The sequence below is a fragment of the Agrobacterium sp. O3.4 genome (genome assembly GCF_041414895.1).
Classification (GTDB): Bacteria; Pseudomonadota; Alphaproteobacteria; order Rhizobiales; family Rhizobiaceae; genus Agrobacterium; species Agrobacterium cucumeris.
On sequence record NZ_JALPZP010000006.1, the window covers coordinates 135,933 to 155,671 of the forward strand.

The window sequence follows — 19,739 nt, forward strand, 5'->3', positions numbered from 1 at the left end:
GCTGATCCATCAAGGGGGAGCAGGATTTTGACCATCTATGTCATGAAAGTCTCGTGCCCGGCGCGCAGCGGCATTGTTGCCGCCGTATCCGGATATCTCGCGCGGTCCGGCTGCAACATCAACGACAGTTCGCAATTCACCGATCAGGAAACCGGCCGTTTTTTCATGCGGCTGAGCTTCGTTTCGGAACATGGGCTGGAGCGTGACGCCCTCTTTGAAGGCTTCGCACCGGTCGCCGCGGATTTCGACATGGATTACGATTTCCATGATCTCTCCCGCAAAACCAAGGTGGTGATCATGGTGTCGCGCTTTGGCCATTGCCTCAACGATCTGCTGTATCGCTCCCGCATCGGTGCGCTGCCGGTGAAAATCGTTGCGGTGATCTCCAATCATCTCGATTACCAGAAGCAGGTGGTGAACGAGGATATTCCCTTCCATCACATCCGCGTCACGCCGCAGACGAAACCGGAGGCCGAAGCGGAAATACTGCAGGTGGTGCAGGATACCGGTGCGGAACTCGTGGTTCTGGCGCGTTACATGCAGGTTCTGTCGGACCGGCTCTGCCAGGAAATGTCGGGGCGCATCATCAACATCCATCATTCCTTCCTGCCATCGTTCAAGGGCGCCAACCCTTACAAGCAGGCCTATGAGCGCGGTGTGCGGCTGATCGGCGCGACTGCCCATTACGTCACTGCCGATCTCGATGAGGGGCCGATCATCGAGCAGGATACGATCCGCGTGACCCATGCCCAGAGCGGTCTCGATTACGTCTCGCTTGGCCGCGATGTTGAAAGCCAGGTGCTTGCCCGCGCCATCCACGCCCATATTCACCACCGGGTCTTCCTCAACGGTAACAGAACCGTGGTGTTTCCGGCTTCGCCGGGGGAATATGTGTCCGAGCGCATGGGGTAAGTGCAGCAGAGCGCGAGAGCGGGAGCTTTACTCTTCGGGCGGCGGCTCCATGTCGCCGCCCTGCTCCTCCTCCGGGCGCTTCGCGGACCGCGCGGCGGGATAGGCGCCCGTCATGCTGGCGAACTGAATATCGTTTTCGGCAAATGCATCCTTCAACATCGAATAGGCCTTGCGCCGCACCACTGAGGATTGTCCGCCGGCGCGCAGCATCATGCCGAAACCGAGCGTCATGCCATATTCGCCGAAGTGCTCGACACCCTTCAGCTTGACGGTCTCGATGAGGAACGGCCCGAATTCCGGATCCTCTTTCAGTGCCTTGCCGATCTCCTTGGTGATGGCCTTGACCTTGGCGATATCGGTATCGAAGGCGACGGTGACCATGAATTTATCGATCGACCAGTCACGGCTCATGTTTTCGACTGCGCCGAGCGACCCGAACGGCACGGTGAAAATCGGGCCGCGATGGTGGCGCAGCTTGACCGAGCGGATGCTGAAGGATTCCACGGTGCCGCGATAGGAACCGCTTTGAATATATTCGCCGACACGGAAAGCGTCATCGATCATGTAAAACACGCCGCTGATGATATCTTTCACCAGCGTCTGTGAGCCGAAACCGATGGCGATGCCGAAAATGCCGGCGCTGGCCAGCAGCGGACCAATATTGACGCCGAGTTCCGAAAGCGCCGTCATGACGGCGACTGCGGCGATAATGATGCCGAGCATGTTGCGCAGGATCGGCAGAATGGTCAAAAGCCGGTCGTCCTGCGGCTGGCCGCCGGAGTGGCCGCTCATTGCGTCGCCGACAGGGGCGCTCAATTCCAGCCGGCGGGCGATCATCGACTTGATGGCGATCCATATGAGATCGGCAAGCAGCAGGATGAGTGCGCCGTGCAGGACGCCGACGACGATGGAGGTGAGCAGGGCGCCGTCAGGCAGGGAATCCGGATGGGCGCGGACGAGGAAGATCAGCCAGACGATGGCCGTTCCGACGATGGCGAGCCGCACGCCGCGCTCGGCCAGAACGGGGCGAAGGTCGCTCTCACTGTAACCGCCAATATCGGTTGCGAGTTTCCGTGCGGCGATGCCGAGCGTAGAGGCAAGGCCCGGCAGGACAAGCGCATAAAGCCCGATCCAGAACAGCACGCCTGCGCCGGCAAGGCGCAATCCGAAGAGGATGATGAGGCAGAAGATCAGCGCGACATCGATCGCCCGCGTCCGCTCAGAACCCGGATCGCCTCCGGGCCGCCGCCATATCCAGAGGCTGGCGAGCAGAAACAGGAGACCGACCATGCCAGTGGACAACAGACCGAGCGTATCGCGCGGAACGCCGAGATTTTCGAGCGTCCTGAGCAACGCCCAGCAAAACCCGGCAAGCGTTGCAAGCCAAGTCCAGCGGACGATCCAGAAATCACGCCGCGGGCTGGTTTCGCGGCCAACCACCTGTCGCAACAGGCCGGAAACGGCAAAAAGCACCGGCAGGAGAATGCTCACAACGAGCCAGGGCAGTAGAACGGCACTCAAAAGGGGCGGCCACTGGATGCTGAGAAACATGGCGGTTGCGACAAGGCCGTATCCGAACAGGGGCAGAAGCCGCCTCGACACGACAGCGGAGGCATATTTGCCGATATCCCCGCCGTTCCTGCGGGATGCGTGCATGACGATGATGCGGTTGGTGACAATGCCGCCTGCAAGGCCGGCGCCGAAGAGGATCAGCACATGCAGCAAAAAGATGAGGGGGCCGTAGACGCGGATCGCATCGCCGAGCCTCTCCCAGGCGGAAGTAATCTGCGAGGACATGACGGGCAGGTCGCCCATGATGCGGGCAAGATGTTCCCGCCGCTTGCTCGCCCATTGGTCGAGATCGCTCAACTGGCTTTGTGATGCCGTTTGCGGAGGCGGCTCCGCGCCAATTGTCGCAAGTTTCTGCGCGAGCAGGGCACGAACATCGTCCTGCCCGAGAAGTTGCAGCAACTGGTCAACCTTCTGCTCCGTCGTCTGTGCGGGGGAAAGGGCTTTTGCCGGTGGTGGCTCCTGCGCGGAAAGGCCGGTTATTCCCAGCACGAAAAATGCGATGACGGCAGCTGCAATACATCTGCAAAGGGAGGGAAGGGTTGTCATTCGGTTCTCCCACACCAGCCGGGAAGATGTCGTGCGTCATGCGAGCGCGCCAGTTCCACGGCCTCGGCCATCGTCTCATCAAAGGAATGCCGCAGGTCTTTGCCGCTCACCCGGCGGCGAAAAAAATCCGCCCAGAGAAATTCGGTGAAGGGCGCTTCGATCTTGGCGAAACCGCCGGCATCGCGAACCGCGCCAGCCAGCGAGCGGAAAGGGTCGTCCTCGAGATCGACGATCCGTTTTGGCAACTCATCGATGGGACAACGCCTGCCGTCCGCGTTGAAAGGATAAACAAGACTGCGATGATCCATCACTGACCAGAATTCCTGCCGGCCGAGATGGGAGAGATCGGCAACAATGCTGGTCAGCACATGTTTTACGCCCTCGTCATGCAAAGCCAGCGCAAGATGATGGTGATCGACCAGATAGAGACGCTGTTTATAGCCGATGACGACGGGCACCATGTGATGGCCGAGAAAATCAGGCCCTTTTTCTTCGCGGATGGCGGCCCATTGTTTGCGTTTGTTTTCCACCTCGCGAAGGCCGACCGTCATCTGCGTCGGCCTGAGCGCGGTGATTTCAACCGGGTTGAGATGGGGTTCAAGAGGCTGTGGCATGATTGTTCTCCCGGCCCATGGCCGTGGTTACGGCATCATCGACGCTGAAACTGCTGCGCGCAACCAGGTCGCTCCCGCCACCGGCGAGCAGCAGGTCCCGGACATGGTCGTGCACGCGGGCGTAATAGACCGTGGTGTCGCCGCGCTGCATCGCCGCATCGAATTCCAGCAGCGCATCAAGCGCGGTGGAATCCAGTTCGAAACTTTCCTCGAGACTGATGATCGCGACGCGCAGTTCCGGCCTTGCGGCGATGCGTTTGGTGACGGCGGCAAGGATCGGCTCGGCATTGCCGAAAAACAGCGGCTGCGCCGGGCGCAGGATAATCATGCCCGGTATGTCCTTGGCATCCGGATGGCGTTCCATGTCGACGAAATCATGGCTGTCGCCCAGCCTGCCGAGATGCATCACATGCGGCAGGGAAAGCCGACGGACGAAGACGGCGAAGGAAAGCGCGACGGCAACGAGCATGCCGTTCAGAACGCCGAATGCCAGCACGCCGGCGGCGGCGGCAAGTGCCAGCCAGGCATCATTGCCAAGCCGCCACAAGCGGATGATCGGCGTCGGATCAAGCGCGTGCAGCAGGGCGACGGCGATGATGGCTGCCAGCACCGCCTGCGGAATGAAGGCGAACCAGCCGGCGGCGAGCAGGCTGAAGATCGCAAGGCCGATTGCGGCGATGGCCGAGGCGAGGCGGCTCTGCGGGCCGACCGCTTCGCTTGCCGCACCGGCGGAAAAGCCGGCGCCGACCGGCATGCCCTGCACGGCGGCACTGGCGATATTGGCAAGCCCGAACGCCCGCAATTCGCGATTGGAATCGACATTTTCACCGTGCCGAAGCGAAAAGCTGCGGATCGTGCCCCAGGATTCCGCAAAGAGAATGAGGACCAGCGGCGGCGCAAAACGGGCGACATGCGCGACATCATCAAGGGATACCGAAAGCGGGCCTGCCCATATTCCGGCAAGATCGATGGTGCCGACAATGGCGACGCCGCGGCTTTGCAGATCAAGCAGCATCGAGACGGCGATGCCCGCCACAATCACGACAAGGCTGCCGGGAAGGATCGGGCGTTTACGCAGGAGGAGCAGTATGGCAAGCGCCGTGAGGCCGACAGCGATACTTTCGAGGCTCCAGTCTCGCGGATGGGAGAAGATCTGCAACAGGATCGCCAGAGGTTCGCCCGTTTGCTCCTTGATTCCAAAAAGGCTCGGCAATTGCTTGATCGTGATCAGAATGGCGAGACCGAAAGCAAAACCGCGCAGCACCGGACGCGAAATCACGCTCGACAGCGCGCCGAGCCGCGTGGCCGCCGCCAAGAGAAACAGAATGCCCACCAGTGCGACCGAAATGGCGACAAGCAGCATCTTCTGTGCCGGTGTGACGGAAAGCGTCGCGAGCATCGCGGCCAATATTGCGGCGGAGGAGGATGTGGGCGAGACGACCGCAAACCGGCTCTGGCCAAAAATGGCATAAACGATGCAGCCCATGATGGCTGCAAGAATGGCATGCTGGGCTGGAACGCCGGCGATTCCCGAATAGGCGATCGCTTCCGGCAGCATCAGGCCGGCGATCGACAATCCTGCAATCACATCACGCCTGTTGAATGTCACGGACATGGGGTTGCGACCGTATCGGCGCTGATGGAGGCGATAAAACTTTCACCCGCTAAGATCACGATTCTCCACCTTGTATCCGCGATGAGATGAAGGTTTCACCCATTGCGGATACAAGTCAAAGTTTAAATCGCGCGCCTGAAATATTTCGGTCTTTCCGGATTTGGCCATCAACTGCTCATCATCAGGCGGATGATGCGGACGTGCCCGTTTTAGACGCGTAACGGACACACCCGAATGGCAGTGTCAGCCGCCATATTGGTCGTCCGTCACCTTCTCCATCCAGTCCACCACCTTGCCGTCCTTGACCTCCTGAAGCGCAATATGGGTCATGGCGATATTGGGGGCTGCGCCATGCCAGTGCCTTTCTCCGGGTGCGAACCAGACGATATCGCCGGGCCGGATTTCTTCCACCGGGCCACCCTCGCGCTGCACAAGGCCGAAGCCGGAGACGACGATCAGTGTCTGGCCGAGTGGATGGGTGTGCCAGGCGGTACGGGCACCGGGCTCGAAGGTGACCTGCGCACCCTGAACCCGCTCCGCATCGAAGGGATTGAACAGCGGATCAATGCGGACCGTGCCGGTGAACCAGTCTTCAGGCCCTTTGGCGGATACCCGGGTTCCTGCGCGCAATATTTCCATGGTCATTCTCCTGCTTGGAATTGTGTGGTGATTTGAGGCGGGAATTCCACTGTTGTCCACAGCGGCGTTCAAACCTGATGGGGCGAACAGGCTCCAGACGTTTTTAAAAGCCGCAGGCTTCGATCATCTTGAGGATTTATCGCACCCTTTTGCGCGTATTTTGCGACAGTGTCAGCACTGATTTTACCTCCCTTCCAGACACCGCCAGAAAAATCCCGTTCGGGATTGACTCGATTATGAAAACGGTTACATTCGCTCATGTAAACGGTTTCATTGGTTAAAAACCGTGCTTGGAGGAGCAAATTTCATGTTTAGACATTTGATGGCTGCCGCCGCTTTGGTGCTGGCGGCCGGCACGTCCGCGTATGCCCAGGAGCAGAGCTTCAAGATCGGTCTTTCCAACTCGTTCGTCGGCAGCGAATGGCGCACGCAGATGATCGAGGAAGCCCAGGCGGCCGCAAAGGCTTGGGGCGAAAAAGGCGTCAAGGTCGAAGTCGTCGTTCAAAGCGGCAATGTCGATGTGCAGGGGCAGATCGGCCACATCCGCAATTTCATGAACCAGGGCGTTGATGCGATCCTCATCAATCCCGGCAGCCCGACGGCTTTCGATCCGATCTTCGCGCAGGCCAAGGTGCGCAACATTCTCGTTATCGCCACCGACGCCGAAGTGTCCTCGAAGGATGCGATCTATGTCGGCATCGACCAGAAGGCATGGGCGGCACAGTCCGCGCAGTGGCTTGCGGATGCGCTTAAGGGCAAGGGAAGTGTCGTCGCCATCAACGGCATCGCCGGCAACCCGGCAAACGAAGCCCGCGTCGCCGGTTACCGCGAAGTGTTCAAGAAATATCCTGATATCAAGGTGCTGAACGAAGCCAATGCGAGCTGGGATCAGGCGCAGGGCCAGCAGGCCATGCAGAACCTGCTTGCCACCTATCCCGATATCAGCGGCGTCTGGGTTCAGGACGGCATGGCGGACGGCGCATGGCGCGCCATCGAAGCCGCCGGCAAGACCAAGGACATTGCCGCGACCGGTGAAATCCGCAAGGACTTCATGACGCGCTGGGAAAAGGAAAAGTTCAATTCCGGTGCTTCGGTCAATCCTCCCGGTGTCATGGCCAGCGCGCTTAATGTTGCGGTGCTGAAGCTGCAGGGCAAGGAATTCAAGGACGGTATTTTCGGCGGCACCTATGGTAACGCCATCTATATTCCGATCCCCTTCGTCAGCAACGACAACCTTGCCGACAATATCAAGGCCGCCGATGGCAAGCCTGGTTACTGGTCAGTCACGGCAACCGTGACGCCGGAGCAGGCTGGCGAGTTCTTCAAGTAAGACCGCTCTCGGGCTGGCGGTGAACGCCGGCCCGAACCACAATTTCGAGTGCGGAAAGGGCCTTGGCCATCCGCCTGTGACAAGCATTATTCGGGGACTTGCGATGGCGAACGCTTTGGAAGCGGCCGGCATAACGAAGAATTTTGGCGCCGTGCGCGCGCTTTCCGCCGGCAGGCTGACCGTCGGTCGCGGTGAAATTCACGCGCTGCTGGGCGCCAATGGCTGCGGCAAGAGCACGCTTTGCAAGATCGTTGCGGGTGCGGTTGCGCCAACCAGCGGCACGATCCGGTTCAACGGCGCGGAAGTACGCTTCAAAAGCCCACGTGACGCGGAAAATGCCGGCATCGCCCTGTTTTATCAGGAGCTGAGCCTCATTCCGCAGCTTTCCGTCGCCGATAACATCTTTCTCGGCCGCGAGCCGAAACGTGGCATTTTTGTTGACGGCAAAGCCCTGAAAGCCGAAGCGGCGAGACTAATCGCGCTGTTTGACGGCGTGGCGGGCGAGGGGCTGGAGCCGGACGCAATCGTTGGCAATCTGCCGCCGGATCAGCGCCAGCTGGTCGAAATCCTCAAGGTCTTCGCCCAGAATGCCAGCCTGATGATCATGGACGAGGCGACGGCGGCGCTCGATGGCCGCCAGTCCCAGCGCTTTTTCGAGATACTCCGGGCCAAGAAGGCCGACGGTATCTCGACCATCATGATTTCCCACCGTCTCGACGAGGTTTTTGCGGTCTGCGACCGCATCACCGTGATGCGTAACGGCGCGACGATTTCCGAACTCGACACCGCAGCAACCACCCGCGAAGCCGTCGTGCACGACATGGTCGGCGATGTCCGCGCCGCACCCGCCCGCCAGCAGGGACGCGCTGCTGCCGCACCCAGCCTCAAGGTGACTGGTGTTGCGGGTGATGGCGTTCGTGGCGTTACCCTGGAAGCCTATCCGGGCGAAATCGTCGGTCTGGCCGGCCTGCAGGGGCAGGGGCAATCGGCCCTGCTGAAAGGCCTCTTCGGCGCCAGTCCCTTTGCAACAGGCCGAGTCCGCTTCGAGGGCCGTGAAATCACCATCAGCAAGCCTTCGCAGGCGGTTCATAGTGGTTTTGCCTATGTCTCTGGCGACCGTGGCCGTGACGCTTCCCTTCAGGGCCGGTCGATCTTCGAAAATCTCGTCGCGGCGCTGATGGTGCGCGAAAAGATGCGGTTGGTCCGTCCCGCGACTTTGAAGCCGCGGGTGCAGAAGGTCGCTGATGATATGAAGACGAAGTTTGCCGGCATGGACATGGCCATCGGCACGCTTTCCGGCGGCAACCAGCAGAAGATCTTCATTTCCCGCTGGCTTGCGACATCGCCGAAACTGCTTCTGCTGGATGATCCGACCAAGGGTATCGATCTTGGCGCCAAGGCCGACCTCTTCGCGCTGATGCGGCAACAGGCCGATGCCGGCGCGACCATCCTTCTTTATTCCTCGGAGGATGCGGAAATCCTCGAATATGCCGACCGCATTCTCGTGTTCAACGGCGGACGCATCTCTGCGGAACTGACCGGAGCCGACATGACATCCGTCAACATGACCCGCGCCGCCTATGGAGACGCCACATGAATTCCAAAGGCGTTCTGCGCAGGCAACCCTGGATCATCACCCTCGTCGTTCTGGCCGTTCTCGTTGCCGTGAACACGTTTTTGCAGCCATCCTTCGTTCAGCCCTCCGTGCTGCAATCGAACCTGACGACGTTTTTGCCGCTGATCCTGGTCGCCATCGGCCAGACCTACGTCATTCTGGCCGGAGATATCGATCTTTCAGTCGGCAGCATCGTGGCGCTCGCCAATGTCGTCACCGTCAGCGTCATCGCCGCACTCGGCGGCACGACGGGTGCTGTCTTCGCCGGCATGGCGGCGGGTGCGGCTGTCGGGCTGCTGTGTGGACTGGTCAATGGTTTCTTCATTTCCGGCCTGCGCTTCCAGCCTATCGTCACCACTTTCGCGACCGGTATCATCTTCGCCGGTCTGGCGATCTGGGTCTTGCCGCAGGCAGGTCTTCCGGTGCCGGAAGCCTATTGGCAGACCTATTCCGGCAGCTTCATCGGCCTGCCCTTCGTGCTGTGGGTACTGCTGGCGGGCATCGCCTTCACGCTGATCGTGTCGCGCATTCCTTTCCACACGCATCTGCTTGCCGCCGGTGGCAATCGCACCGGCGCCTTCCAGACGGGTCTGCGCCTTTCCGGCATCCGCATCGGCGCATATATGATCTCCGGCCTGTTTTCGGCGCTGGCAGCGCTGTGCCTGACGGGCGAAACCGCCTCGGGCGACCCGCTGCTCGGCGCAAGTCTGGCGTTGTCTTCCATCTCGGCGGTGGTTCTGGGCGGCACCGCATTGTCCGGCGGTTTCGGCAGCTCGACCGGGTCGATTGCCGGCGCGCTGGTGCTGGGCATGATCGGCAATGTGATTTTCTTTGCGGGCCTGCCTTTCGAGTACCAGACACTGGTGCAGGGTTTGATCGTGCTGACGGCGCTGGCCGGCGGTGTTCTGGTGACGAGGCGTTGATATGACCAATCCCGGCTTGCAAATCAAAACCCTCCTCACCGATCCCCTGACCATCGCCATTGGTGCATCGGCCTTCCTGCTGCTGGTCGGCGAATTGCTGTCGCCCGGCTTCGCGCAAGGCTCGCAGATCGTGCGGCTGCTGACGATTGCCGCCATTCTCGGCATCGTCGCGGCGGGCCAGAACCTCGTCATTCTCGGCGGCCGTGAAGGCATCGATCTTTCCGTCGGCGCGATGATCTCGCTTGGTGCCGTTCTTGCCGGTAATATGATGAACGGCCAGAATGCCGGCATTCCGCTCGCCATTCTCGTTGCCGGCGGCATTCCCTTCCTGATCGGCCTCATCAACGGCCTCGGCATCACCTTCGTGCGCATTCCGCCGCTGGTCATGACGCTTGGCATGACGGCCGTCATTCAGGGCGGGCTGGTCGTTTATTCGCAGGGCGTTCCATCAGGTGCGGCAGCGCCCCTGCTGGCGGGTTTCATCAACCGTCCGCTCATTTTCGGTATTCCCGGCGTACTCTTCGTCTGGCTAGGCATCGCCGCGATCATGCTCTTCGTGCTGCGCCGCACCGCCTTCGGTTTCGCCATCTACGCCATCGGCTCCAACGAGCGGGCGGCGACGCTTACCGGATTGCCCGTCTCTTTGATCCGCACGCTGCTTTATGGCCTTTCCGGCCTGTTTGCCGGGCTGACCGGGGTGTGCGTCATCGGTTACACCGGCACATCCTTCATCTCCGTCGGCGACCGATATGTGCTTCCGTCGATCATTGCTGTTGTCATCGGCGGCACCTCGCTTGCCGGCGGTGCGGGTGGATATGTCGGAACCATGGCCGGGGCAGTTGCGCTCACCATTCTGCAAAGCGTACTGATAACGCTCAACCTCGATGTATGGGCACGGCAGATCATATTCGGTGTCACGTTGCTAGCGCTGATGCTGCTTTATGGCCGCCAAAAGCAGTTGCGTGTGTGACAGATGAGCAAAGACCAAGGTTCGAATATCAGGGAAGTTGCAGCTCTCGCGGGCGTTTCCATCGCGACCGTATCGCGGGCGCTGCAGCAACCCGACAAGGTTCGCCCGGAGACCCGCAAGAAGGTTTTCGACGCCGTGCGGCAGGCGAACTTCGTTCCCAATGCGCAGGCGGCCAGCTTCCGCCGCCAATCCAACAACACTGTCATCCTTCTCGTTCGCGATATCGGCAACCCGTTTTATCTCGAAATCTACAAGGGCGTGGAAGAAGCGGCGGGCGAAGCGGGCTTCAAGGTGCTGATGGGCGATGCCCGCAACGACGAGAACCGCGTGGCGACCCATATCGACATGGTGCGTCAGAAACATGCCGACGGGCTTATCCTGATGACCGGCCAGTTTCCCTCCGAGCTTCTCGATCAGGGCGACGCGCTGCCGCCGATCGTCATCGCGTCGGAGACGGTGCCCGGCCTCGCGCTGCCGACCGTCAAGGTGGACAACCGTGCCGCCTCCATGAATGCCATGCGGCACCTCATCGAGGCGGGGCATAAAGAGATCGTGCATCTGGCCGGTCCCGTCCCGGAAAGTCTGGCGCAGGAGCGTTTCGACGGGTACCGCGCAGCACTTGCCGAGGCTGGCATAACTTACACCGACGAACTGGTGGTGACGGGCGATTACAGCATCGAGGCTGGCCGTCAGGCGATAACCGGCCTTCTCGAAGGCGGCATCGCCTTCACCGCGATCTTCGCATCGAGCGACCAGATGGCGATTGGCGCGATCAGCGAGTTGCGGGCGCGTGGGGTTTCGGTTCCGGCCGACGTCTCCGTCATCGGCTTCGACGACATCATCTTCGCCAATGCGTTTGAGCCGCCGTTGACGACGGTGCGCCAGCCCCGCCAGGAAATGGGCCGCAGGGCCATGGCGCTGATGGTGGACAGATTGAACGGAAAACGCACGGCTGAAACCATCGTGCTGGATACGGAACTGGTGGTGCGCGGCTCGGTCGCGCCCTGCCGCCCGCCGCATCGGTAGCGGCCAGACTGTGAATGCAAGGAGTGTAAGGACATGAAGACGATCAAAGGCCCGGCAATTTTCCTCGCGCAATTTGCCGGAGACGAGGCCCCTTTCGACACGCTCGACAATCTCGGCCAATGGGCGGCTTCGCTCGGTTACAAGGGCATTCAGGTGCCGACCGATCCCAAACTCTTCGATCTGGAAAAGGCCGCCGCCTCCAGGACCTATTGCGACGATATCAAGGGCCGTCTGGCCGAGATCGGCGTCGAGGTCACCGAGCTTTCGACACATATTCAGGGCCAGCTTGTCGCCGTTCATCCCGTTTATGATGAAATGTTCGATGGTTTCGCGCCGCCTGAACTGCGCGGCAAACCGCAGGCGCGGCAGGAATGGGCCGTCAATCAGCTGAAGTGTGCGGCGAAGGCGTCGCAGTATCTTGGCCTCAAGAGCCATGCGACTTTCTCCGGCGCGCTTGCCTGGCCGTTCGTCTATCCGTGGCCGCAGCGTCCGGCCGGGCTTGTCGAAATGGCTTTCGCCGAACTGGGCAAGCGTTGGACACCCATTCTCGATACATTCGAGGAGAACGGCGTCGATCTCTGCTACGAGCTGCATCCGGGTGAGGACCTGCATGACGGCGTCACCTTCGAGCGTTTTCTTGAGGCGACCGGCAATCATTCGCGCGCCAACATCCTCTATGATCCCTCGCATTTCGTGCTTCAGGCGATGGATTATCTTGAGTTCATCGACATCTACCACGAGCGCATCCGCGCCTTTCACGTCAAGGATGCCGAGTTCAATCCGACCGGCCGTTCCGGCGTTTATGGCGGTTATCAGAACTGGGTCGACCGGCCGGGACGTTTCCGTTCGCTCGGCGACGGGCATGTCGATTTCGGCGCGGTGTTTTCCAAGCTGACCCAATATGATTTCGAAGGTTGGGCGGTGCTGGAGTGGGAATGCGCGCTGAAACACCCGGAAGACGGCGCGCGTGAAGGCGCAAGCTTCATTGAAAATCACATCATCCGCGTGACGGAGCGGGCCTTCGACGATTTCGCCAAAAGCGGCATCGATGATGCCGCCAATCGCCGCCTTCTTGGACTTTGAAAGGGATAGCCATGTCCTCCGCTACAAAGAAATTCGATAGCCGCCGTATTCGTCTCGGCATGGCCGGTGGTGGTCAGGGTGCCTTTATCGGTGCCGTGCACCGCATCGCGGCCCGGCTGGATGACCGTTACGAGCTGGTGGCCGGCGCGCTTTCCTCCGATCCCGCGCGTGCTAGCGCTTCGGCAACCCTGCTGGGCATTGCGCCGGAGCGCTCCTATGCCTCGTTCGAGGAAATGGCGGCATCCGAGGCTGGTCGGGAAGATGGCATCGAGGCGGTCGCCATCGTCACCCCCAACCATCTGCATTTTGCTCCGTCCAAGGCATTTCTCGACGCCGGCATCCACGTCATCTGCGACAAGCCGGTGACCGCGACGCTGGAAGAGGCGAAGGCGCTTGCCGAGATCGTCAGGGCGTCCGACAGGTTGTTCATCCTGACGCACAACTACACCGGCTACGCGATGCTGCGGCAGATGCGCGAGATGATCGCCGATGGATCCATAGGCAAGCTGCGCCACGTCCAGGCCGAATATGCGCAGGACTGGCTGACCGAAGCCGTCGAAAAGACGGGTGCGAAGGGTGCGGAATGGCGCACCGACCCCAGCCGCTCCGGCGCCGGCGGTGCAATCGGCGATATCGGCACCCATGCCTTCAACGCCGCTGCCTTCGTCACGGGCGAAATCCCGACAAGCCTTTATGCCGATCTGACGTCGTTCGTTCCGGGCCGGCAGCTGGATGACAGCGCCAATATTCTGCTGCGTTATGAAAGCGGCGCCAAGGGGATGCTCTGGGCGAGCCAGATCGCGGTCGGCAATGAAAACGCGCTGTCGCTGCGGGTCTATGGCGATAAAGGCGGGCTTGAATGGCACCACCGGGTGCCGGACGAGCTGTGGTTCACGCCTTATGGCGAACCCAAGCGGCTTATCACCCGCAACGGCGCAGGCGCAGGTGCTGCCGCCAACCGTGTCAGCCGCGTGCCATCCGGACACCCAGAGGGATATCTCGAGGGTTTTGCGACGATTTACCGTGAAGCCGCAGATGCAATCATCGCAAAAAGGGAGGGAAAGACAGCCGCCGGGGATGTGATTTACCCCGGCATAGAGGACGGCCTTGCGGGTCTCGCATTCATCGATGCGGCCGTGCGGTCCAGTGGGACCTCGTCCTGGGTAGGGATCGACATCTAGATCATCGCTTATCGAGGACGGACGACGCAGGGCACAGGAGGTGGTGCCCGGCATAACCTGGCCAGGAGGCCGGGAAAGGCGTGGGCACACGTGTCGTCACATTGATCAAACGGAAAGGGAGTTACGCGTTTGAAAACGTTCAAGTCAAAATTCGTGAAGATGGCAGCCGTCGTCGCATTGGCGGCCGGCATCACGAACCCGGTTCTGGCCGAAGACAGCAAGACGCTGCCGATAGCCGCGCAGATGTACACATTGCGCAACGCGGGAACGCTTGAGGAGCAGCTTGCCATTCTCAACCGCGCCGGCGTTTCGGCAGTTGAAACGGTGGATATGCAGAAGGTCAGCGCCAGCGAGCTGAACGCGCTTCTGGAAAAGCACAAGATCAAGGTCATTTCCTCGCATGTGCCGATCGACAAGCTGCGCGGCAACCTCGATGACGTCATCACCGAGCAGAAAGCCGTCGGCAATCCTGTTGTCACCGTGCCTTTCCTGAAGCCGGAAGACCGCCCGAAGGACGCCGCGGGCTGGACCGCCTTTGGCAAGGAACTTGGTGGTTATGCGGACAAGCTGTCTGCGGCGGGCCTCTCCATGGCCTACCACAATCATGACTTTGAAATGGTCAAGTTCGATGACAAGACGGCACTTGAGCTGCTGCTCGATGCTGCCGGCCCGAAACTGCAGAGCGAGCTCGATGTCGCCTGGGTGGCGCGCAGCGGCAATGATCCGGCCGCGTTCCTCGGCACCTTGAAGGGCCGGGTATTTGCCATCCATGCCAAGGACAACGCGCCTGCGGGCACGGCGGAAAACGAGCGCGGCTTTGCCACACTCGGCACCGGCGTTCTCGACTGGAAGGCAATTCTGCCGGCGGCCAAGCAGGCCGGCGTCAAGTGGTTCATCCTTGAGCACGACCTTCCGCTCGATGCCGAAGCTGTCGTGACCAAGGGCAATGCGTTCCTCAATGAACGTCTTCCGACCCTTCAGTAATCACTGCCAGTAAAACCAGAACCGCTCCCCGGCGGCCGGTTTCGCCGGGGCGCATGAGGTTCGACAGACGCATGGCCAGTTTCCGCCGCACCGCGACGGGAAGTGCTTCGTCTCGTCGTTTTTTCCAAGTCACATCGGAGGAGTTATCATGGCAAACAATCATTATGATGCGATTGTTGTCGGCTCGGGCATCAGTGGAGGCTGGGCCGCGAAGGAACTCACGCAAAAGGGCCTGAAGGTCCTGATGCTGGAGCGCGGCCGGAACATCGAGCACATCACCGACTATCAGAATGCGGACAAGGAGGCCTGGGACTACCCCCACCGCAACCGCGCCACGCAGGAGATGAAGGCGAAATACCCCGTTCTCAGCCGTGACTACCTGCTGGAAGAAGCAACGCTTGGCATGTGGGCCGATGAGCAGGAAACACCCTATGTCGAAGAAAAGCGCTTCGACTGGTTCCGCGGTTATCATGTCGGTGGTCGCTCGCTGCTCTGGGGACGCCAGACCTATCGCTGGTCACAGACCGATTTCGAGGCCAATGCGAAAGACGGTATCGCCGTTGACTGGCCCATCCGATATGAGGATGTTTCCCCCTGGTATGATTATGTCGAGCGTTTTGCCGGCATCTCCGGCAGCCGTGAGGGGCTGGATATTCTTCCCGATGGCGAATTCCTGCCGCCCATTCCGCTCAATTTCGTCGAGCAGGATGTCGCAAGCCGGCTGAAGAAGGTGTTCAATGGCACGCGCCACCTCATCAATTCGCGTTGCGCCAACATCACCCAGGAGCTTCCCGACCAGGAGCGCACGCGCTGTCAGTTCCGCAACAAGTGTCGGCTGGGCTGTCCCTTCGGTGGCTATTTCAGCACGCAGGCCTCGACCCTGCCTGCGGCGGTCGCCACCGGCAATCTGACGCTCAGGCCTTTCTCCATCGTCAAGGAAATCTTGTACGACAAGGACAAGAAGAAGGCGCGTGGCGTCGAGATCATCGATGCCGAGACGAACCTGACCTATGAATACACCGCCGACATCATCTTCCTCAACGCTTCGACGCTGAACTCGACCTGGGTGCTGATGAACTCGGCCACCGATGTCTGGGAAGGCGGGCTTGGAAGCAGCTCGGGCGAACTCGGCCACAACGTGATGGACCACCATTTCCGGATGGGTGCCACCGGCCAGGTGGAAGGCTTCGAGGATTTCTACTTCAAGGGTCGCCGCCCGGCGGGCTTCTACATTCCGCGTTTCCGCAACACCGGCGACGACAAGCGCAAATATCTGCGTGGTTTCGGGTATCAGGGCTCGGCCAGCCGTTCGCGCTGGGAGCGGGAAATCGCCGAACTGAACATCGGCGCCGACTACAAGGAGGCCCTGACCGAGCCGGGTGGCTGGACCATCGGCATGACCGCTTTCGGCGAAATGCTGCCCTATCATGAGAACCGCGTGAAACTGGATCATGAGAAGAAGGACAAGTGGGGCCTGCCGGTCCTGTCAATGAATGTCGAGATGAAGCAGAACGAACTCGATATGCGCGAAGACATGGTCAATGACGCCGTCGAGATGTTCGAGGCGGTTGGCATCAAGAACGTCAAACCCTCCAGGGGCAGTTACGCCCCCGGCATGGGCATTCATGAAATGGGAACAGCCCGCATGGGGCGTGACCCGAAAACCTCCGTCCTCAACGGCAACAACCAGGTCTGGGATGCGCCCAACGTCTTTGTCACCGATGGCGCGTGCATGACTTCGGCCTCCTGTGTCAACCCGTCCCTGACCTACATGGCGCTGACGGCGCGTGCGGCCGATTTTGCCGTTTCCGAACGCAAGAAGGGGAACCTGTGATGAACAGACGCGAACTGCTGAAACTGATAGCCATTGCCACGGGTCTTCCGCTGATCGGCGCGGATATTCTGACGGCCGCCGAAAACGCTACCAAACCAGCCGGTGGTGCTCATGTCTTCACCGCGGAAGAAATCCGGTTTCTGGACGAGGTGGCGGAAACCATCATTCCCCGCACCTCCACGCCGGGTGCGAAGGATGCTGAAGTGGGAGCATTCATGGCCGTCTATGCGGCCGATTGTTATACCGATGAACAACGGACACTCTTCCTTTCGGCAATTTCCGATATCGAAAAGCGCAGCCAGACCGACCACAAGAAGGGCTTTCTGGAACTGACGCCAGAACAGCGGCAGGCGCTGCTTGCCGCGCTGGACAAGCAGGCCAAGGCGGAACAGACGCCGGTAAAACCGCACGCCTTCACGCTGGTCAAACAGCTGACGCTGCTTGGTTTCTTCACCTCGAAGATCGGCGCTACGGAAGTGCTCGTTTATGACGAAATTCCCGGCGGTTTCGAAGACCGCGTTCCCTATAAGAAGGGCACGCCCGCCTGGGGCACGACCTGAACAGAGCAACCTCCGGCCCGTCCGCTTTTGCGGGCGGGCCGTATTTATGCGGCAAGACAAGGATGACACGATGCGCAAGACAATAATCATCGCGGCGGCAATGCTGACTGCAAGTGCCATTCCCGCTCTTTCGGAAGGCGATGTTGCCAAGGGGGAGGCGGTCTTCAAGCGCTGTTCCGCCTGCCACGCCATTGGCGAGGGCGCGAAAAACAGGGTCGGTCCGCAGCTTAACGGCATCATCGGCCGCGCAGCAGGCGGCGTGGCGGACTATAATTATTCGGCAGCGATGAAAAAAGCGGGCGAGGACGGTCTTGTCTGGACGCCCGAAGAATTGCGGGATTTCCTGAGCGCGCCGAAAAAGAAAATACCCGGAAACAAGATGGCGCTGGCCGGCATCAGCAAGCCGGAGGATCTGGACAATCTCATCGCCTATATCGAAAGCGCGGCTTCGAAGCCGGCCGAGTGACAGCGAAAAGCGGAGTACGTGGAGGTCGGCAGTACGCCCTTACACCTGGCTGGTTTCGCCCTCTGCCAACTGAGCAAGCCCCGGCAGATTGCAAACCAGGAGCTTCTGCCGCCCGCCCTGCACCAACCCCTTGCTCTCCCAGCTGGAGAGGATGCGGGAGACGGTGTGCAGTGTGGTGCCGGTCATTTCGGCGATATCCTGACGGGAAATGGGGAAGTCGATACGGATGCCGTCTTCCTCCTTGCGGCCCGCCTGCTGCGAAAGGCGCAGTACGGCATGGGCCACCCGGCGCTCCACTTCCTGCGTCGACATTTCGCGGATGCGCGTATGGGCTTCCTCGAGACGCTGGCCGATCGTCTGCATGGCGGAGACGGCAAGATGCGGGTTCTGTTCGACGAATTGCGGCCAGAGGTCCGTCTGCCATGACAGGATGACGCTTTCGGCCGCCGTCGTGGCGGTGCCGGGATAATCGGACCGTTGCAGTGCTCTTGCGAAACCGAAGAGATCACCGGGATGCACCACGCGCACGATGATCTGCTGGCCGTCATGCGTCACCTGCGTCACCTTCAGGCGGCCGTGGATAAGCAGGAAGAAATGCGTTGCCGACTGGCCCTGCTCGAAAATGGCTTCGCCCGGCGGCACCAGCCGGGATGTGGCGTGGGTCAGCAGGCCGTCCAGCTCATCGTCGGCCATCTTGGCAAACAAGGCCAGCGACCGGATGACGCTTCGGTCAATCTTCACTTGCACCCTCTCCGGTGATCGGACGATCCTCAAGGTGATTGCATTGGCAATCGGGGATCGGCCTTTTCTGTATTGTCAGCATACAGCACTATCACCGGCGGCAGAAGATCAAATGATATGAATCAAGCGTTTGTTTTAATTGATGATTGTCAAGAAAACAGGGTGGTGGCACGAAGCTTTTCGAGAAGCGGCGCGTACCAGCGTGTGTCTCTTACGAGCCTGAACCCGAGATTATCAGGCGGTACGCCAACGGCGCAGCCGCCGCTTTTTGGGTTTTTGACGAAGGCACTCATCGCCGCCCGGTGTTTTCCCGAAGCGACCGGAATACCGCAGGAGGCGACGCTATCGATCGCCTCACCATCCTTGCCAAGTGTCACACGGTGGCTGCAGCTCGAGGTCCATTCCCAGACATTGCCGCCGAAATCGGCAAGGCCATATTCGTTTTCGCCGAAGCTGCCATAGGATTGCGGAACGGGGTTGCCCGAGGCCCTGCGGCTGGTCTGCCGCTCGTAATCCGCCAGCCAGCGCAAAGCCGGGTTTTCACTATCGGCAGCGACACCCAGCGTCTCATCCGGAAAAAGCGAGCCGGCGGCGAAAGCCAGTTCAGCGTCGCTCGGCAGGCGCCAAACCTCGCCTGTCCGCTCGCTCAGCCACTGTGCATAGGCGTGGGCGTCATCCTGGCTGATGCCGGTTGCCGGTATCTCGCCGCCGACCGGAGCGGCAAAGCCGGGTTCCGGCTGCTGGCAGCCACCTTCCGCCACGCAGCGCGCATAATCCGCGCTCGATACCTGATATTTCATGATCGTCAGATTTTGTCGCATCGCCACGTCGACCATCGGCCCATCGACGGCATAACCATTGCGGAAATATTCGCCCTCCGCCCGATAGGTGAAATGTCTGGCGGGCACTGTAACGACCTGTGGAGCCATCATGGCCGCGCGGTCATCAATGCCGCTGCGGATGATCCCGGACTGGAAACCGATGGCCGTTGCCAGCAGCGTTGCAATCGAGAGCGGGAGAAGAAGCGAGACGGCGTTTGGGAAGTGGCTGTTGCCGGGAATGCCCATGGGAACCTGCCTGCGTCGAGAAGACGCCAAAGTTCGGGCCTGCTTTCAGGCCGCATAGCAG

At 60.5% G+C, this 19,739-nt stretch carries 18 protein-coding genes; 12 read left to right on the forward strand and 6 right to left on the reverse strand.

Translation table 11 applies throughout. From position 1 onward, the window contains the following. The first annotated feature begins 27 nt into the window (after positions 1-27). A complete protein-coding gene (gene purU / locus M0412_RS22130) occupies positions 28-912 on the forward strand; it encodes a formyltetrahydrofolate deformylase (protein ID WP_269702463.1) in 885 nt (294 codons plus the stop codon). 27 nt (positions 913-939) lie between these two features. Here purU and M0412_RS22135 read toward each other — a convergent pair whose 3' ends face one another. The 4 genes from M0412_RS22135 to M0412_RS22150 all read right to left on the reverse strand — a co-directional run bounded on the left by M0412_RS22135 (position 940) and on the right by M0412_RS22150 (position 5,898). Beyond that, positions 940-3,030: a mechanosensitive ion channel family protein gene (locus M0412_RS22135; RefSeq protein ID WP_269702465.1), complete on the reverse strand. Its 2,091-nt coding sequence runs from the start codon at positions 3,028-3,030 to the stop codon at positions 940-942. Then, positions 3,027-3,644 carry a ParB-like protein gene (locus tag M0412_RS22140; protein ID WP_269702466.1) on the reverse strand — a complete coding sequence of 206 codons (618 nt, stop codon included), beginning with the start codon at positions 3,642-3,644 and terminating at the stop codon, positions 3,027-3,029. The genes M0412_RS22135 and M0412_RS22140 overlap by 4 nt, the downstream gene beginning before the upstream one ends. Then, the gene (locus M0412_RS22145) at positions 3,628-5,259 is read right to left on the reverse strand and encodes a SulP family inorganic anion transporter (RefSeq protein WP_269702468.1); all 1,632 of its coding nucleotides are present in this window, start codon (positions 5,257-5,259) and stop codon (positions 3,628-3,630) included. The genes M0412_RS22140 and M0412_RS22145 overlap by 17 nt, the downstream gene beginning before the upstream one ends. A 243-nt stretch (positions 5,260-5,502) precedes the next feature. After that, positions 5,503-5,898, reverse strand: coding sequence for a cupin domain-containing protein (locus M0412_RS22150; RefSeq protein WP_269702470.1), 396 nt, complete (start codon positions 5,896-5,898; stop codon positions 5,503-5,505). A gap of 307 nt (positions 5,899-6,205) precedes the next feature. Between M0412_RS22150 and M0412_RS22155 the strand changes: the two genes are divergently transcribed. The 11 genes from M0412_RS22155 (at position 6,206) to M0412_RS22205 (ending at position 17,870) form a co-directional block, all read left to right on the forward strand. Next, on the forward strand, positions 6,206-7,228 hold the full coding sequence (locus M0412_RS22155) for a substrate-binding domain-containing protein (protein ID WP_269702472.1): 1,023 nt from the start codon (positions 6,206-6,208) through the stop codon (positions 7,226-7,228). Positions 7,229-7,331: 103 nt separating this feature from the next. Then, complete coding sequence (locus M0412_RS22160; RefSeq protein ID WP_269702475.1) at positions 7,332-8,825, forward strand: sugar ABC transporter ATP-binding protein; 1,494 nt, start codon at positions 7,332-7,334, stop codon at positions 8,823-8,825. Continuing rightward, positions 8,822-9,766, forward strand: coding sequence for an ABC transporter permease (locus M0412_RS22165; protein WP_269702477.1), 945 nt, complete (start codon positions 8,822-8,824; stop codon positions 9,764-9,766). Before M0412_RS22160 ends, M0412_RS22165 begins: the two co-directional genes overlap by 4 nt. A gap of 1 nt (position 9,767) precedes the next feature. Further along, a complete protein-coding gene (locus M0412_RS22170) occupies positions 9,768-10,736 on the forward strand; it encodes an ABC transporter permease (RefSeq protein WP_269702479.1) in 969 nt (322 codons plus the stop codon). Positions 10,737-10,739: 3 nt separating this feature from the next. Continuing rightward, positions 10,740-11,762 (forward strand): LacI family DNA-binding transcriptional regulator, encoded by a 1,023-nt coding sequence (locus M0412_RS22175; RefSeq protein ID WP_269702481.1) that lies wholly within the window; start codon positions 10,740-10,742, stop codon positions 11,760-11,762. Between the two features lie 33 nt (positions 11,763-11,795). Continuing rightward, entirely contained in the window at positions 11,796-12,845 is a 1,050-nt protein-coding gene (locus tag M0412_RS22180) for a sugar phosphate isomerase/epimerase (protein WP_269702483.1), read from the forward strand. Between the two features lie 11 nt (positions 12,846-12,856). Further along, positions 12,857-14,026, forward strand: a complete 1,170-nt coding sequence (locus tag M0412_RS22185; protein ID WP_269702485.1) for a Gfo/Idh/MocA family protein — start codon at positions 12,857-12,859, stop codon at positions 14,024-14,026. A gap of 129 nt (positions 14,027-14,155) precedes the next feature. Further along, positions 14,156-15,010 carry a sugar phosphate isomerase/epimerase gene (locus M0412_RS22190; RefSeq protein ID WP_269702487.1) on the forward strand — a complete coding sequence of 285 codons (855 nt, stop codon included), beginning with the start codon at positions 14,156-14,158 and terminating at the stop codon, positions 15,008-15,010. 148 nt (positions 15,011-15,158) lie between these two features. Then, on the forward strand, positions 15,159-16,844 hold the full coding sequence (locus M0412_RS22195) for a GMC oxidoreductase (RefSeq protein ID WP_269702489.1): 1,686 nt from the start codon (positions 15,159-15,161) through the stop codon (positions 16,842-16,844). After that, complete coding sequence (locus M0412_RS22200) at positions 16,844-17,404, forward strand: gluconate 2-dehydrogenase subunit 3 family protein (RefSeq protein ID WP_269702490.1); 561 nt, start codon at positions 16,844-16,846, stop codon at positions 17,402-17,404. Before M0412_RS22195 ends, M0412_RS22200 begins: the two co-directional genes overlap by 1 nt. 70 nt (positions 17,405-17,474) lie before the next feature. Next, entirely contained in the window at positions 17,475-17,870 is a 396-nt protein-coding gene (locus M0412_RS22205) for a cytochrome c family protein (RefSeq protein ID WP_269702492.1), read from the forward strand. A 39-nt stretch (positions 17,871-17,909) separates the two neighbouring features. Here the strand turns inward: M0412_RS22205 and M0412_RS22210 are convergent, their stop codons facing one another. Then, the gene (locus M0412_RS22210; protein WP_080820468.1) at positions 17,910-18,611 is read right to left on the reverse strand and encodes a Crp/Fnr family transcriptional regulator; all 702 of its coding nucleotides are present in this window, start codon (positions 18,609-18,611) and stop codon (positions 17,910-17,912) included. 149 nt (positions 18,612-18,760) lie between these two features. After that, on the reverse strand, positions 18,761-19,678 hold the full coding sequence (locus tag M0412_RS22215) for a formylglycine-generating enzyme family protein (protein WP_269702495.1): 918 nt from the start codon (positions 19,676-19,678) through the stop codon (positions 18,761-18,763). Positions 19,679-19,739 lie beyond the last annotated feature (61 nt).